This is a genomic window from Corynebacterium sp. CNCTC7651, from assembly GCF_021496665.1.
In the GTDB taxonomy this organism is placed as follows: domain Bacteria; phylum Actinomycetota; class Actinomycetes; order Mycobacteriales; family Mycobacteriaceae; genus Corynebacterium.
Window position 1 is genome coordinate 1,649,437 of the sequence record NZ_CP071246.1, and the last position, 16,554, is coordinate 1,665,990.

The following is a 16,554-nucleotide window of genomic DNA, read 5'->3' on the forward strand; positions in this document are numbered from 1 at the left end:
TTTCGACGATGCTCAATAGTTGGTCCGCACGTCTTACAAAAGGTCCAGAAAAGGAATTAACGAAACAACATATTGAGAGAAGATCACCACGAGGTTCAGTGCCCACGGTTCTTTAAGACACTTGAAAGGCGGAGGTCTCGCACGTCAGTCAGCTGGTAGGAAGCTCGCTAGCGATTCCTTACGCCGAGTTGCTGGTCGTAAAAGATGTCTCTGCCAAACCCAAAGCCTTCACCCAGACTTCATCCTCGACAAAATTTCCATCAGGTTCACGAAGCGGATACGTATAGCTAAAATCTCCGGCTCGCCAGTTTAGATGAAGGCCTCGGAAATGACGCACGAAGCCCACCCCCCGCTGAACGGAGGTCGCGCCTGAAATCGCGTGAACTTTTAGCTGTTGTTTATCCGATAGTCGCTCAGGAATGACTACATATTTTGGCAGGCCGAGCCTAGCCTCTGGGTCATAGTACCCAAAGTGGTGATGGCGTCGTATCTCCCCTTCAGAAAGAACTACACAATCGTCAGTGACGGGCGATAGCTCCCTAGAGTCGAAGTAGCAGACACCACTTGGACTTTCTTGAGCATGCAGATAGGCGGGGCGGCCGTCCTCAGAAAGGATAATCTCGTCTACATCACAAACCATCAAGGACTGACTCAGACGTCCAAACCGTTGGCGGGCAACCTCCCATGCCGCGTACTGCCCATAGTCCGAATCCCAGTATGGAGAAACAGCTCCATACGGATGGGGCCATTCGACAATAATCAGGCGTTCGAGCCCCGGAACCGATCTCAAGTTCTTCAGCAAGTCCGCACTGCTGTAATTATCTGATCGGTTATCGAAGATGATGGCAGAGTCGATGCCGTTCATCTGGACGTTAAGTTCCAACCAGTCGCGGACATTGGCGAGCGGATTATTGCGGTTCATTGTCACCAAGAGGTTACTTCCCTCGAAATCGGTGACGTATGAACTTCCAATGCCGGACCGCAACTCGAGGTCGCGAAACGACAGCTGAAGGTCCGTCGGCTGACCAAGGTTGCCCTGGAGAGTGATGGCAGTCCGAGACATCCGATCGAATTCGGACCATCGTACTAGAGAGGAATCATCGATGGTATTTCCATCCAGCTTGATCGCCGCTTCGCCCAACCACTCTTTCAAGTTGCGATAAGGCGGCCCGATGGCCAGAACCCGATCGCCATCGACGAAAACGTCGTAAAAGATAGATTGAAAATCATACGTCGAGAAGTAGCGCTGCTGGTCTTTTTCGGGCAGCCTCGGCGGCATTCGTACCAGATCGTAGTTTGATGGTATCGCCATTGAGTTTGTCTTTAAGACTGCTGCCAGCATGTTCTTCCTGTCCTTAACTCAGGATACTTTCGATAGTTCAGGGATTCCAGGTGGCGGCTGTAGTGAGGGACACTTTGCAGCTCTCGAGGAGGAATCGAATACGGTGGAAATCGGAGTCTCGCACGCCGTTTACGAAACTATCCGAGACGACGATTCGTCGCGCGAAGTAAGTCTCGGCATACAGGAGAGCTACCGCTATATGAGCGGCAAGCACAGAGGCAGCCCCAGCATACTGACCAATCGTCGTGGCGTTTGAGTTTGTGATTAGACCATCGGAGCTCGCCAATGATCCGGCGAAATCACCTGAGTCCAGCGAAATGAGAGTGGAGACTCTCGGCTCACCCCAGCATGACCTGGGCCGGTATTCATTCAGTTCCTTACCTAGAAACAGCAACCCGTCACCGGTCAAGTTCGCCCTAGGTTCGAAGTTGATTGGCCCAACAGAGACCCAAGCAGGTTCGCAGTATTTTTGAATGGCACTCGCAACCTCAGGTGATACTTGGCGGGGAAGCCTTAGCTCTCCCCCACAGTATTGGCCAAACAACAATGTGCTAACTACCGCGAGGATGTCATCGTGAACGTAGAGTGGTTCCGACTCCAAAAGCAACGCATTTACAGGGGGGACCCCGTCGTAAGGACCAGGTGTTGCTTCAAGTCGCAACCTGCCATCTCCGCCCCTAGTTCCCCATACAATTCTCATTGATCTCCCTTTCGTACGAACTCCCACGTTGCAGCGGCACCGGCAATACTTGCTTCGCCCGCGTCTCGAACCGCGTCGCGGACTACATAGATCTTCATCGTGTCGCCGCTTTTCAGCTCTACCCAGAGAGACGGCGCGCTGGACTCGCGGATATCCTCCGTATCAACTACATCGAGATACTCATAAACAATGTATTCGCCAGCCGGCAGCTCACCGAGAGCGGTAGAAACGATCGGCTCGAATTCCCCGCCATCGCCTGCTGTAGCAGCAAACGAATCCACGTCATCCTCGCTGAGCTGGATGGCCGATCCTAGATGACCGTGAAGTGCAAACGCGTCTGCCAACGAAACAGCCTCGGCTTCAAACGCGCGAACAGTTCCGGCATCATGGGTGTACGTGGCCGCCAGCTCAAAGCCTCGAAACTCTGGTAAATGGGCTACCTCGACCCACTGGTCCTCCGAGAGAACAGCACTACCTCTTCTAGATACTAGGTGATCAGGCAGGTACGGCCGGATTGTCGGCTCGGCATCTTTTTGGTCGATGACTTTAACCCAGTCCTTGCGGGGCCTTTCCTTCTTCGCTTCTTCGCGATCGTGCGGCCCGAAGGAGGCACGAGCCAACGCACCAGAAATCCGGCCGGAGGCCTTTTGGAAGTGCCCAAATTGGTTCGTGATTTGTCCCTCGTGACCACGTCGGAGAATAACGTATTTCCCGCAGTGCTGAAGGTTCGCCCCTGAGCGAGCGAGGCGAACAGCTAAGTTGTAGTCGGACCCGCTGCGCATGCTTTCCGTATATGGCACGAGCTCCATCAATCGTCGTTCAACCAAGAGGGTTGGGTGTAGGTAGATCCCGGAATTGAACGCAAGAGATTCGAGCGAAAAGCCCTTACCCCGATTCCAGATTAGGTCTCCGGTCTCGTTGTCAAAATCGACCCAACCCCCGTAGGCTCCATTGACTCCTGCACCAAGAACTCGAAGCTGATCCGCCAACCTCGTAGGAAGCATCAGGTCGTCATCATCGTGGACTGCAATATATGTTCCTCTAGCCTCTGCCGTGATTCGGTTGCGAGCAGCGGCCAATCCCCTATTCTCTTGGTGAATCACCCGCAGGCGCGGGTCATCAATCGACTCGAGAACCTCTTTGGTGTTATCCGTCGACCCATCATTGACCACGATGACTTCAAAATCGCGGAACGTTTGAGCGAAAACAGAGGCAAGGCATTCTGGCAGAAACTCCGCACGGTTAAAGGTCGAAATTGCCACCGTGACTAACGGGTTGCTGACCGCAGACTTCCCGTTCCACTCTGATAAGTTTCGAATCGTAGATGCATCGTTCTTGTGGACCTCCCGATTTCGTTCAACCGCTTGCTTACCACTCTTCGTGTTTTCAGCTGCTTTAAGCGATGACGGGTGCCACACATGAAACATTCGAACATCTGGATCAGTTACCCAGACGCGACGCAATCCGCAGCGCATGAGGCGCTTAGCTAGATCGATATCTTCGCCACCGTAGATTTCAAGACGCTCATCAAGCCCACGCAGTCGATCGAATGCTTCGCGAGAGAATGCAATTAGCCCACCCATTCCCCATCGAGGACGCAACTGGGAGTTGTATTCAAGTTCCTCGAAGCTGACTGAACCTTCCAGAACATCAGCGTGTGAGATGCCCTCTGGCAGATCCCGACATTGAACGATGTAATAGCTCCAGGGATCAGATTCCAGCATTTCCAAAATCCGAGGAAAGGTAGTGGGGCTAAAGATCATGTCAGCGTCCGTAGTGACGATGAACCTCCCCCTGCTTCGACTAACACCAAGGTTAAGCGCACGCGAACGCGACCACACACCGTCTGTTTCAAAGTAATGGTAGTGGGCCCCTTCGGCCTCGAGTCTCTCCCTGAAACCAGTCGACGATTCGGATCCGTAATCCGCAATCACAACTTCAATTTTTTCACCTAAACCAGACTGTTGGATTGACTTGGTGACACCGAGGAGTCGGTCTAGGCCCCAATCCTTAAAACATACAACTACCGAAAGTGCGGGATTACCCATTTGCCTATACCAGTTTTCTTACTAGAGAGCCATGCTGAAAAGGTATTTCAAAGCCAACACCCAAAATTCTTGCATCGATATCTTCATCCGGCCCTGCCGCCCAGCTACGTATGAAGAAGTAGTCGCCAGGTTTACTGAGCGAAACAGGTCCAACCTTGAAGACCGTAGGCTCGGTAGTTACCGGTGAATAAACATAAGCGCCATCGAGGCCGAGGCTCGGAACCAAGCTGGGGTTCCTCGAACAAACGTCTTCAAAATCCTCGCCCGATACCCCAAATACGAGATCCTTGTGCTGCAGGCCCGCAGGTAGCTGCACATGAAAGACCGTCGGTGTGGGGATTGGTGCAGTTGCACTGAACGCGTATATACCATCCACCAACTGGAGCTCAAAAGTAGTCCGATTTAAAACCATGGATTCAACCTCCTCATGCCGAAATAGTATCATTGACCAGCGAAATTCGCGTCAGTTTTATAGAACACTTGATGGTCTTCGCCCGGACATTCATTTTCTTATCTACCTAGAGACCAGCGCGAGCGCTGATTGGTTTCGCGTTGCTTCTGTTCGAGACCCACCACCGGAGTGATCTCACTTAGGCTCACACGAGTGCTCCGTACCGAATATCGCCTGAATAGTTCTCGGCGCCTCGATTTTTTGCTCCTGCCGTACCCAATTCGCACCTGCAGGACAGACAGCGAGTTGCTCCCGATTTCGAGCTAGATCAGCCCAAGCGGCCGCAAGCGCAGTCGCGTCTCCGGGCGGCACAACGACCCCAGCCTTTAACTGGAGGATAAGATCTGCTACTTCCCCTGAAGCAGCAAGGGTGATGTGCTGTCCGTTCGCCATTAACTCGTAGGTTTTGCTCGGCACCGTGGTACTGAGAGATTTCCAGGGAGCTAACTGGACAAGCACCGTGTCAGCCAATAGATAGTTCTCCGCCAGTTCAGCTGGAGATACACGGTGCTGCATTTCGACTGGCACACCGAGAGAATCAGCCCGCTCCCGGCACGTTGACCAAGCTGCTCCATCTCCAATGATTCTCAAGGTCACCTCTACTCCGAGCTCATTTCTCGCTATTCGAACTGCTTCAATCGCAGTTGTGAGTTGTTGTGCTCGACCGACTGTCCCCGCGTAGATAACCTTCAACGATGTCAGATCCCTTGTGAGTAATGGATCCGCAGATCCGGGTCTCGAAGCTGCGGCGGGAGGACAGGGTGTCGGGAACACATTTCGAACTACGTGAATGTCTGGTGGGTTCTTGGTAAGTCGGAAATCACTGTCAAGTTTGGCCTTGTGGCCTTCGGTGGTGACTATTACGGTTTCTGCACGTTTAAGTACCCACAGGATTGACCCCTTTGCTGCCTTCTTCAAAAAGCTGACTACGAAGGAGCGCTCTGGGACCGTCAAAGTCCGATCGCCTGTCGTCTCACGGTTCCAATCCGCCATGTCATCCAGTATCTCGGGCCAAGCATCTCTGAGGTCGATGATGAATCGTCGTTTAGTGAAGCACGAAAAAATATAGGCAGAGAATAGAGAAGGGACCGCGGGTACGGTGCCGATGACTACATCGGGGCGCCTCTCACTGTCGAAGACCTCTTTGCGAAGAGCGGTCACGACGCTTCCTAATGCTACAAAGAGCTGATTCAACGCCCTAACCCTGATAGAAGTCCCTGAAACCGAAAATGGGCTTCTATGAATAAGTTCTCCTCCGGGTCCTACCTCTTCACCTCGGAGGGCCGCCTCCGGCTCCCCGCTGACTGAGGTCGAAAGGTGACGCGCTGACGTTTTTGGAACTACTGCGACCACTTCGTGCCCCTGCTTCGTCAAAAGCTCCGACAACCATCGCCATCGTCTCTGTGGAACCCCGTCTTCTGGGTACCAATTCTGCGAAAACACGAGGATCTTCAAAAGCGTTCCTTAGTGGGGCCAGCGGGGCTCGAACCCGCGACCAGCGGATTATGAGTCCGCAGCTCTAACCGACTGAGCTATAGCCCCTAGTTACAACAGTTGCGCAACCCAATTGATATTAGCTGAGTCGAACTGATGCCGCGGCAGCAGACACCCCGCAGATTCGAGCACCTACAAGACTCGGAATTAGCAAAGTCAAGAGATACACTTCAGCCATGCAATACGATGTCTGCGTGGTGGGGCTCGGCTACATCGGTCTCCCCACGGCGATCCTCCTCGCTAAATCTGGCAAAAAGACTCTCGGTGTCGATATCAACACCGATAGGATCCAAGCCATTGCTTCTGGGTCCCTTGAGATTTCAGAGCCTGGGCTGGCACCACTTCTGCAGGCCGTTGTCGACTCCGCCCAGCTCGAAGTCTCCACAAAACCTCACGGCAGTAAAGCATTCGTCATTGCGGTTCCAACTCCGTCTTGTGAGGACCACTCAGCGGACTTGGAGTTTGTATGGGCGGCCGTGGAGTCGATCATTCCTGTTCTCTCAGAAGGCAATCTAGTCGCAATCGAGTCGACGTGCCCTCCAGGTACCACAGTAAAAGTCGAGAGAAAGATCGTTGCCGCCCGTCCGGAGCTAGAGGGTTAAGTAGATGTCGCGTATTGCCCTGAGCGTATCCTGCCCGGAAACGCCGTCGAAGAACTAAGAATTAACGACAGAACGATTGGCGGAACCACGGAACAGGCGTCGCGTCACGCGGCCGATCTATACAAGTCTTTTTGCGACGGTGAGCTTTTGATCACCGATGCCACATCCGCCGAAATGGTTAAACTCGCCGAGAACGCTTACCGCGACGTCAACATTGCTTTCGCCAACGAACTTTCGCTTATTGCCGACACGCTTGACGTCGACCCATGGCAAGTCATTGAACTTGCCAACAGGCATCCCCGAGTGAACATCTTGAAACCAGGGCCAGGCGTTGGTGGCCACTGCATCGCGGTAGATCCCTGGTTCCTAATTGAGAGTGCGCCACAACAAGCTGAGATCACTCGAACTGCGCGGGAGGTCAATGACCGCAAACCCGACTGGGTAATTGCGAAAGCAGAGTCAATAATCGACCGACTGGACCCGCGCAAGGTCGCCATCTTGGGCTTGTCCTTTAAAGCAGACATTGACGATCTGAGGCAGTCGCCTGCCCTCCAGATTGCCTCCGATCTTGCGTCTCGTAATCCAGAGACAAATTTCATCGCTGTCGAGCCGAACATTCGCGACACGCCTACGCAATTCAATACGCCCAACATTTCTTGGACCCCAGCATTGCCATCTGACGAAGAGCTTCAGCTCGTTGTGTGGCTTGTTGACCACCAGGAGTTTAGAAACGCGGAGTCATCGATCTATCGCACTGTCCCGATTTTGGACGCATGTGGAAACCGCTCTAGGCTAAGCCGGTAGCCGAAATTAGAACTGGTAGAGATCGGAGAGGGCTTCTCTTACTTTCTCGACCGACTCGAAGTGCGAGTCTTCGTACCATTCGATGCCGCTGCGATCTAAAGCAGACTCTAGGCGGTCAAACAACTCGCGGGGATACGCAGCGTAGTAGTTCGGATCCGCCCTGAGCATGAAGTCGAAGTCCTCGTCCACCAAACCTAGGTGGTCAAGAGACGGGCTGTCAGAGACAATGCCCTCGGCGAGGTCTCCACGGCCGCAGGCCTTGAAGAAGAGGGCAGTTAGGTCGACTGCGAAGTTTTGGCCGAATGTGTAGTGAACGCGCTGGCCTACCGGGAGCGCAGGCAACTCTAAGTCGAGGCCTGACCTCTCGGCAACTACCCGCGCTAGCGCAATTTTTCGGAAGAACTTCTCTTCGCCTGGGTTGGCAAGCGAGTAAAGTGATTCCGCCAATAAGTCCGGACGATGCGCCAGTACGGTGAGAACTGTCCCAGCTTCTGAAATCCCGGCGACTGGCGCTGCGTTTGTGAATCCGGCCATCCTAAAGGGCGGGAAGGTGAAGTTTCCTTTAGCTGGTTCCTTTAAATGTAACTGCCCAGCCTCAAGAATTGAACCGAATGAGAAGTACTGCGCCTTGATCTGGTCTGCAAGGAGTAACGGACCTATACCCATGAAAGACCAGCTGTTATATCGGAGGTCTGTTTCGATGAGGTTGGTTCTAATTGTGTGGGTATCAAACCTCTGGAAAAACGCTTTCTCTCTTGAAAACCGGCCGCCCAAATCCAGCGACACAAGGACGGGGTCACCGAGCAGAAAGTATGATGCTAGCGAGTCCAAGCCGCCACTGAAATTTAGGACTGCTTTGCCGTTATCGCGCGAATAACTTGTAGATTCAGCACCGGACTCAGCAAAAACCTCAGATTGAGTCCAATCACCAATGCCCTTGGCGACGTCGTCACTGACGGCGAAGTCAAAGTTGATCTCGTCGAATACAGTGCCGCACAAGGTGCTAAGAGCAATAGCTAAGGAATCCTCCTCGATGAGAGTCGGTTCCTCGAACTCAAAAACCAGCCGCTCGGTTTTGCTCTCTGTGGCTACATTCAGCTCGAGAGTACGGGTATCCCACTCCAGGGGGCTAAATCTAATGGTGTTCATCTGCACGTCACCCCTCTTCTGAAGTGAACTCGATCTCGGGTTTCACATATTCGGCCCGAATAGATTCGATATAACCAGCTTGCTCTCCGCGCTTGATTCTGCCAGTCCACTCCCTGTACTCACCTACAACGCGATCTGAGGGACCATCTGAGATGATTTCTCCTCGGTGGATCCAAATAGAACGATTGCAGTTATTCAAGATCTGATCTGGCGAGTGCGAGACTAGGAACAGGTTTCCAGCCTCATCCAGAAGTTTAGACATCCTGTCGCGGGCTCGATCTGCAAAAGCCGCATCGCCCGTTGAAAGGGCTTCGTCAACAAGCAGAATTTCTGGTTTTACTGCAGTCGAGATCGCGAAACCCAACCTGGCGCCTTGACCTGCCGAATAGGTGCGCAGCGGCCGATCTATTGCGTCACCAATGTCAGCCCACTCTGAAATGCCAGGTTCAATCTCTAGAGCCTCATCTCTGCTCATCCCGAGCGCAAGACAACCCAAGATTACATTTTGTCTACCCGTAAGATACGGCTGAAGCGCTGGCGCAACCCCAAGCAATAATGGCTGTGAGCGGACAAGAACTGTACCCTTGGTAGGCGGTTCCGCGCCGGCGACGAGTTTAAGGAAAGTCGATTTACCCGAGCCATTCTGGCCAATTACGCCAACTGATTCACCGCGCGTTGAAAGGAAATTGGTAGGTCGAAGCGAGTGTACGTAGCGGGTGCGCCGACCTTTTGGACTCTCACCGGATTTCTTACCGGCATCCCTGGATTTGGAATCGGTAACAACGTAAGTCTTGTTCGCCTCTCGCATGACCACCATTGGTTCAGGCGACTGCCCCGAGGTGTTATGAGAAAGACTTTGCATAACGCTTTTCTGGCCCCCAGAAGTATACAAATCCTACTACGAAGGTGCCCAAAGCCCATCCAGTGAGAATCAACCACTCCTGCAACGAGGGAACATTTCCATACATTACCACATCGCGGAAAGCCCGGATGAAGCGATAAGCAGGGTTAGCGCTGAAAATCTGGTAGATCAAAGGGTCCTGGGCGAAACGTTCGATGGAATAGAAAATTCCCGACGAGAACATCCAGCCACGCATAAACAAATCGAGCAGCACCCGTGTCTCTGGCAATAAGGCGGTCATCCTAGCGGCGATGAACATCAAACCAGTGCCGAAAGTAACGGCAAGGAAAAACAACGGAACAGTTAGTACGACTGTCCATGAGGGAACCGCGGGTGCTTGAAATGCTAGCGCGACCACGATCGCAACGACGATGGAGGGCAAAGTGTCGTAGATGTAGCGTAATGCGTTTGAGAGCACCACCGCTGCCCGAGGGAACGAGAACGTCTGCAACATGCTCCGGTTGGCCTCGAGAAGCCCAACACCGCCCATAAGCATGCGGCTGGTAGCGCTGAAGACAGCCATGCCGATGATGACATACCCAACGAAGTTGTCGATGCCCCGATTAGTTTTGAGAAGAAGGCCGAAAATTGCCCCGTACATCAGAGCTTCCAACACCGGGTTGGCTATGAGCCAAAATTGCCACCACCGGTAGTTGCGGGTGGTTCGAAATGCCTTCGCTTTCGCATCTGCGAAAATAAAGTCACGGCGCCTTCGCAGCTCTTTGATGTATTCGCCAAAGGAAAGGGTGTGTCGAACCACACGGAGTTTACTGTCATCCACGACAATTCGAGCACCGTCAGTACCGGAATGCGCCTCTCGCAGGCTAACTTCCGATATCGCGCCTGATGTTCCAGTCGCGTTTTTCGAGTCTTCCACGTGGCTACCCTACAACGTCCTGGTGCTGGGCAAAATCGTGCAACACGGTCATCAGTGTCTCGCTGATCTCCTCCACGTGGTCTCCCGCCGTGACGTAAGCCAGCTGGGAGCTGGATAGCGGCGATCCAGCCTCAACAACACCCCAGATCGGCGTGCCCGACCCCAAGTAGTCCGCGTACTTCGACGGAAGGAACGGATTGCGACCATAGAAGCCAGATGTGGTGGTGTCGGTCACCAGTAAAATGTCCATCTTTCGCGAAAGACTCAGGAATTCTAGGTAGGACCGGTACCCGTTCACTCTCACGGGAGTGCCCACCGGCGCATCGAGTTCCACCGGACTATTGGTGAAAATGTGAAGGCGAATCCGCTCTCGATCCTGAGGCTGCAGCGACGCGACAGCATCGAGGACGTTTCCGATGCCCCTGTTCGGGTAGAAGGCACCGAAGTAAGCGATGTCGACGGTGCTTTTGTTCAGTGGGTAATCGCAAGGCTCGACCCCGAAGAGACCAGGCTGTGGGACAGGGTGGCCGGCGATCGTGGATTTCGCACGGACGAGTGCAGCGAAGGATTCATCGTAGAGTTCCAACATCACCTCACGCTGGGCTTCATTCGTAAAGACCAACTCGTCCGCCATGGCCAACGTCGCTTTCTCAACAACCTCAAACAAGGTGTGCGACTCGCTGTCCATTTGCCATTCAGCGGCGTGGAGCATTGAGCGGGCGATTGAGTCGTCACCGAGCGGGCCTGGCCGAAGCTGCCCATCAATGCCACGCGCGAGAGGGTCCGAGAACTCCGCGATCCAACGGACTTCGGGGTGTTGCTGCTTGTATGCAAACGCGGCGACGTGGGAGGCAATCCAAAGAGCTCGGGAGTAAATGGACTTGTAGTTGTTTTCCGATTCCTCAGCTACTCGGTTTGCATCTGCTGCCCAACTCGAGATTGCATCCCAATTGGCAAACGACGTAGGGGTTTCGAGCACAATGTGGTTGCGCACCCAACGTTGGATTACACCGTAGAAGCGATCGTCTTGCTCCCGGACCGCGCGCATGTCGTTGCTGATGACATCCACAACGTCGCCCGCGTTCATGATGCGTTTGGCCATTACGTTGGAGCTGGTGTCTGCGTCCGGCGGGAAGCAGTAGGCGAAAACGAGAGTCTTAGCCTCTCCTTTATCAAAAAGGTCCCAGGGGAAATCGGAGAAGCCTCTATAGGCGATAGCGTCCAATGCCTTTCGCCCGATTGGCGAATCCGCATGTTGCGCGTGGAAGCGGGCGATGAAGCCCGCCTGCGCCTTGACGAGAGCCTGTTGAGCGACTTGGTTTGCCTCAGGCACCTCCATACCGCGGATGAGTTCGATGGCATCGAGGCGCTCGTCGACCGAGAACTCGAAGTCATCGCGGCGCGACACCGAACCTTCCGTGATGGTCCGGAGGTAGCGAGCCCCATCCGCGTCCTGCACGGGCCGCAGTTTCAGATTGGAGCGACGCAAAAGTTGAGCAAAGAAGACAACATCTTCGCCGGATGCGAGGTTCTCGGGAAACTCGGCGTCGGCAAGCAAGCCCCAATGGACCAGCTTGCAAGCAACAAACCCGAGGGCCCAAGGAGAGTCAGCCAGCTCCGTAGATTTGCGCGGCAGAGCAGCTATGCGGTCCTCCAGCGTATTGGAAGGTTGCGCGCCACTCTCATGCATGTTGGTGATGCCGGTTATGGCAATGGTCTGGGGTTCTGCAGCGCGCTTGAGTTGTGAAAGGTATTCGGGCTCGATGCGGTCATCATCGTCGAGGAAGGTCACGTATTCGCGCGTACAAGCTGCGAGACCGATGTTGCGGGCACGCCCCGCACCGGGAGTCTCGGAGCGGATGTACACCCAAGTGATTCCATCTTGATCCACACCGTTGCGGAGGCCCTCTACAACGTCCCGGGCCGGCGCTTCGGGGCCGTTATCAACAACGACCACTTCGATGTCACTGTGGTCGATGGTTTGGGCTACCACGGATTCCAGTGCAGTTCGCAGCTGTTCTCCACCTCTGTAGGAAGGAACGATCACGCTGATCCCAGCGCGGCGAGGTGGTTGCTGGACTACTGGTGGTAGATCGAGCGGCCGGCTCATTGGGTCCTCCTCATCATTGCACCCCATGTGCGGAGCGCTTGCTTCCTCACTGGGCCAGGAAGGTGCGGGTAGATCGCCTTGCCTAGGGGCTTTACTCGCCCCAACATCTTGGAGGCACGCGTTTGCGTGATTGGGGTTGGCTGGGTCTTCGGTGAACCAATTGGCGTGGACGCTCCGCCACCGGCACTACGCTCAAGTGCTTCGTAACCGTCTCTCCACTGCACCAGTAGATCCACAAGACGACGGGAGTTTTCGAACGCATCTCCGCGCCGCAGCCACAGCGCATCACCTTCGAGCTCCAGAAGCAGGCCGGAGAATTCAGTTTCGCGTCCGCTCAGCTCACCGATTCGCCGGCTTGGTACGTAAAATTCGACCCGGGGATGGTCGTCGGCCGGGTCGATCCGGTAGTTACCGACCACGTTGACACAGCCGATAGCTTGCGGGAAGCGCTCGAGTAAAGCATTAAAAGCCTCAAGGTCAGATGTAACTACGCACCCATCAACCAACATCCCTTGAGGGATCTCTCTGCCGTTGGGGGTGAGAAATATTGTCCGAGCCTCAGTTTCTCGCGCCAACGCAGAAACCTCCTTGCTTTCTAAACCGCATGCTCACCAAATTCCGGCTCGAAATCATCGATCCGCTCCCCTGCCCCGACGAGCTGGGCAAGTGCCGCAACCGTGCGTTCCGTCGCGTGGCCGTCGCCGTAGGGGTTCACTGCATTAGCCATCGCGTCATAGGCCGCTGGTTGATTAAGCAGGTTGGACACCTCAGCCACGATCAGGTCCCGCTTGGTGCCGACCAGTTTCACGGTGCCGGCGATGACCGCCTCGGGGCGCTCCGTATTTTCCCGCATAACTAGGACGGGTTTGCCGAGAGAAGGCGCCTCTTCCTGAATACCGCCAGAATCAGTGAGCACCAAGTGAGCCCGGTTCATCACTGCGATGAACTGGTCGTACGGCAGCGGATCAGTGATCAGGACATTTGAGAGTGCGGCGACCTCGGCCCCAAGCGGTTCGCGAACCCGCGGATTGGGGTGAAGCGGCAGCACGAAATAGTCGTCCGGGTGCTCGGTGGCGAGATCGCGCACAGCTTGGCCGATCCCCTGTAGCAATGCACGATTCTCGCGGCGGTGCGCTGTCACCAGGACAATTCGTCGCCCTGATTCGATCACCGCCCGAAGGGCACTGTCGCTGATTTCGACGTCCCAGTGGGCTGCAATGTTCAGTGCGTCGATGACCGTGTTTCCGGTGACCGCGATCTGCTTCGATCGGATATTTTCCGCGCGGAGGTTTTCGGCTGAGGCGGGAGTAGGTGCAAGGTGCAAGCTTGAAATCTGTGCAATCATCCGCCGGTTCGCCTCCTCAGGAAAAGGCGATTGAAGATTACCGGTGCGCAGCCCCGCCTCTAAGTGGGCAATCTGCGAGCCCACATGAAAGCCGGCAAGCGCCCCGGCAAGAGCAGTAGAAGTGTCACCCTGCACCAGGGTGATGTTGGGGCGGTGTAGGACGCAAATTGGATGAAGGCCCTCAAGTGCACGCGCCACGAAAACGCTCAGAGGTTGACCGTTCGCCATCAAGTCCAAGTCAAAATCAGGCTCGATACCGAAGCGTCCAACCACTTGGCGGAGCATCTCGCGATGTTGGCCAGTGGAGACAACAGTAGTGTCGAAGCGGTCGTCGGCACGCAATGCCCGGATAACAGGGGCGAGTTTGATTGCCTCCGGCCGAGTGCCATACACGGCGAGGATGCTGGGTTTATCCTGGCTCAAACGTGCTCCTCAGTAGTGCTTCGGCTGACAGAACCATGAAAGTTCGTCATTTTTGTTGATGATAGTCCAAGTGGACTATCCGTTCCGAGCTAGAGCTGATCTGTAGGCTTGACCCCATGTATCAATTCGTTGTCGGAGCCGCCGCCGGGTACGTATTCGGCACGAAGGCTGGCCGCAAGCGCTACCACCAGATCGTCAACGCGACCCAGGCTGTGATCAACTCGCCGGTGACCAAGCAGGTGACCAGCTCTGCCAGGAAGGCGCTCGCGAACAAGATCGATCCGGAACCACGGATGCGCGAGCTCAAGGACGTTAGCGGCAAGAAGGGTCGCTCACTCCGTGGGGGCAAGGGCAAGCAGGACGGGCGTGACGCTGATACTCGCGACCAGATTCTCGAGCCGGACGAGGACTAATAAGCAAGCCCCGCGACAATCCCGTCGAGGATGTCTTTCTCGCTGATGTAAAACAGGCTGGCGCCGGCCGATGTTTCGAACGCATCCATCAGCTCCTCCACCACGGTGGAGCCGGCGGCGATAACGTCCGCGCGGCCAGGGTGAACCACGGGGTTCTCGGCGCGCTGCTGGGAGGTTTTGGCCCTTAGGTCTTCGGTAACCTCCCGCATCCGGGAAAACGGGATCTCCGACATGTGGATGCGGTTCGGGTCATATTCGGGGAGGTTCTGGGCGAGGGCGGAGAGCGTGGTGAAGGTGCCGGCACAGCCCACGAAGGTCTTGGCTTGATCGAAGGGGACGGCTGCGCGAGCCTCTGCGATGCGCTCGCGGATGTAGGCGCGGGCGGCCTCGGTCTCCTCGGCCGTGGGCGGATCGGAGCGCATGAAGCGCTCGGTGATGCGCACGCAGCCCATTTGCGTGGATACCGCGGCACCCTCCATGACGAACTCGGTGGAGCCGCCGCCGAGGTCGATGACGCAGGCTGGGCCGCTTCCGTCTGGCAAATCCACGGTTGCACCAGCGAACGACAGCGCTGCCTCCTCCTCGCCTGAGATGACCTCGGCGACCGCACCTGGCTGGATGCGGCCGAGGAGATCGCGGGTCATGGCGAAGAAGTCCTCGCGGTTGGCGGCATCGCGGGTGGCGGAGGTGGCGACCATGCGCACCTTGGAAACACCCTCGCGCTCCATCTCCTCAACGTACGCTGCGAGGGCTTTTCGGGTGCGCTCGATTGCGTCGGGGTTGAAGCGCCCGGTCTCGTCCACACCCTCTCCGAGGCGGACAATGGTGTTGCGGCGGCAGATCTCGGCGCCGAGGGTGCCGTCTTGGTTGATCTCCTGGATCAGCAAGCGGATGGAGTTTGTGCCGCAGTCGACGGCGGCTACGCGGGTGTGGGTCATGCGAGGTCCTCTCCGGCGTCGGCAAGCGAAATGCCCAAGCGCTCCAGCGTGGGCCAGTCCTGCGGGATTGCGGAACCGCGAAGGCCTGCGTGTTCGGCGGCGAGGGCGATGGCTTCGGTGCCGAAGCGGAGGCGGCCGGGGCCCTCGGCGAGGGCGTAGGCGATCAGCACGTGGAGGCACTTCACGCGGTCCGGCATGCCGCCGCCGGAGAAGTCCGTGCCCAAGTCCTCGATGGCGTTGCGCTCGGCGAGGTAGTGCTCGTGGGCGGCCTTGTAATCGGCCTGGAGCTCCTCCGATTCGGCGAGGCGGGATTCCATCCACTTCATCACCTGCGCCACCTCGAGGCGGGAGGCCTCCGCGGTCAGGCGCGGGTCGGTGAGGTAGTAGAGGGTGGGAAACGGGGTGCCGTCCTCAAGTCGCGGGGCCGTCTTGACCACCGCGGGCTGGCCGTCCGGTGTGCGGTAGGCCACAGCGAGGACGCCGCGCGGCTCGCGGCCGAGCTGCTGCGTGATTGTTTCGATGTCTTGTGGGGACACGGTCATAGCCTCGATTGTGTCACGCAGCGCCGCCTCGAGGCGTCTCGCCTGGCTGCGCAGCGACGTGTAGGTGAGCGCCCCGGTGACGACGCCGCCGAGGACGGGGATGGCCTTTGCTGTGGAGCGGAGCGCGGTGCGCCGGGCGACGTTGGCGATGGCGCGGCTGGCGGCGCGGCGAGCAACCCGGTTGGCGGTGCGTTGGGCGGCGCGCTCGCCGAGGTCCGTCGCTGTGGTTTGCGTGAGATAGCTGCGGAGGATGTGTTGCGAGCCTTGGGCGCCGAGCATGGTGGCCAGGAGGGTGGCGAGCTGGTCCGTCTGGGTGGGGTATTTGAGGTCGAGGCGGGTCCAGCCGTTGAGGTAGGCGAGTTTTTGAATGAGGCGGAGCGCGTGGGCGTAGTACTGGACGATGTCGCCGGGGATT

Annotated in this window: 12 protein-coding genes, 1 tRNA gene and 1 pseudogene; 2 read left to right on the forward strand and 12 right to left on the reverse strand. The window is 56.2% G+C overall.

Features of this window, described 5'->3' with window-relative positions:
• Positions 1-178: 178 nt before the first annotated feature.
• The 5 genes from JZY91_RS07955 to JZY91_RS07975 all read right to left on the reverse strand — a co-directional run bounded on the left by JZY91_RS07955 (position 179) and on the right by JZY91_RS07975 (position 6,083).
• Positions 179-1,342: a hypothetical protein gene (locus JZY91_RS07955; protein ID WP_234947369.1), complete on the reverse strand. Its 1,164-nt coding sequence runs from the start codon at positions 1,340-1,342 to the stop codon at positions 179-181.
• A 696-nt stretch (positions 1,343-2,038) separates the two neighbouring features.
• Positions 2,039-4,090, reverse strand: a complete 2,052-nt coding sequence (locus JZY91_RS07960; protein WP_234947371.1) for a glycosyltransferase — start codon at positions 4,088-4,090, stop codon at positions 2,039-2,041.
• 4 nt (positions 4,091-4,094) lie between these two features.
• Positions 4,095-4,502, reverse strand: a complete 408-nt coding sequence (locus JZY91_RS07965) for a hypothetical protein (protein ID WP_234947372.1) — start codon at positions 4,500-4,502, stop codon at positions 4,095-4,097.
• Between the two features lie 174 nt (positions 4,503-4,676).
• Positions 4,677-5,996, reverse strand: a complete 1,320-nt coding sequence (locus JZY91_RS07970; protein WP_234947374.1) for a glycosyltransferase — start codon at positions 5,994-5,996, stop codon at positions 4,677-4,679.
• A gap of 13 nt (positions 5,997-6,009) precedes the next feature.
• Positions 6,010-6,083, reverse strand: a tRNA-Ile gene (locus JZY91_RS07975).
• A gap of 128 nt (positions 6,084-6,211) precedes the next feature.
• Between JZY91_RS07975 and JZY91_RS11885 the strand changes: the two are divergent.
• A pseudogene (locus tag JZY91_RS11885) lies at positions 6,212-7,441 on the forward strand (nucleotide sugar dehydrogenase).
• 6 nt (positions 7,442-7,447) lie between these two features.
• Here JZY91_RS11885 and JZY91_RS07990 read toward each other — a convergent pair.
• From JZY91_RS07990 to wecB, 5 genes are all read right to left on the reverse strand, one after another.
• Entirely contained in the window at positions 7,448-8,596 is a 1,149-nt protein-coding gene (locus JZY91_RS07990) for a hypothetical protein (protein ID WP_234947376.1), read from the reverse strand.
• Position 8,597: 1 nt separating this feature from the next.
• Positions 8,598-9,398 carry an ABC transporter ATP-binding protein gene (locus JZY91_RS07995; protein WP_234947378.1) on the reverse strand — a complete coding sequence of 267 codons (801 nt, stop codon included), beginning with the start codon at positions 9,396-9,398 and terminating at the stop codon, positions 8,598-8,600.
• Between the two features lie 34 nt (positions 9,399-9,432).
• Positions 9,433-10,368, reverse strand: a complete 936-nt coding sequence (locus tag JZY91_RS08000; protein WP_234947380.1) for an ABC transporter permease — start codon at positions 10,366-10,368, stop codon at positions 9,433-9,435.
• Between the two features lie 4 nt (positions 10,369-10,372).
• Positions 10,373-12,478 (reverse strand): glycosyltransferase, encoded by a 2,106-nt coding sequence (locus JZY91_RS08005; protein WP_234947382.1) that lies wholly within the window; start codon positions 12,476-12,478, stop codon positions 10,373-10,375.
• Positions 12,479-13,073: 595 nt separating this feature from the next.
• Positions 13,074-14,246 (reverse strand): non-hydrolyzing UDP-N-acetylglucosamine 2-epimerase, encoded by a 1,173-nt coding sequence (gene wecB, locus JZY91_RS08010; protein ID WP_234947384.1) that lies wholly within the window; start codon positions 14,244-14,246, stop codon positions 13,074-13,076.
• Between the two features lie 116 nt (positions 14,247-14,362).
• On the opposite strand from wecB, the gene JZY91_RS08015 reads away from it, so the two are divergent.
• Positions 14,363-14,659 (forward strand): hypothetical protein, encoded by a 297-nt coding sequence (locus JZY91_RS08015; protein ID WP_234947385.1) that lies wholly within the window; start codon positions 14,363-14,365, stop codon positions 14,657-14,659.
• Here JZY91_RS08015 and JZY91_RS08020 read toward each other — a convergent pair.
• Positions 14,656-15,597 carry a Ppx/GppA phosphatase family protein gene (locus JZY91_RS08020; protein ID WP_234947387.1) on the reverse strand — a complete coding sequence of 314 codons (942 nt, stop codon included), beginning with the start codon at positions 15,595-15,597 and terminating at the stop codon, positions 14,656-14,658. The genes JZY91_RS08015 and JZY91_RS08020 overlap by 4 nt on opposite strands.
• Positions 15,594-16,139, reverse strand: a complete 546-nt coding sequence (locus JZY91_RS08025) for a DUF501 domain-containing protein (RefSeq protein WP_234949099.1) — start codon at positions 16,137-16,139, stop codon at positions 15,594-15,596. The genes JZY91_RS08020 and JZY91_RS08025 overlap by 4 nt, the downstream gene beginning before the upstream one ends.
• Positions 16,140-16,554 lie beyond the last annotated feature (415 nt).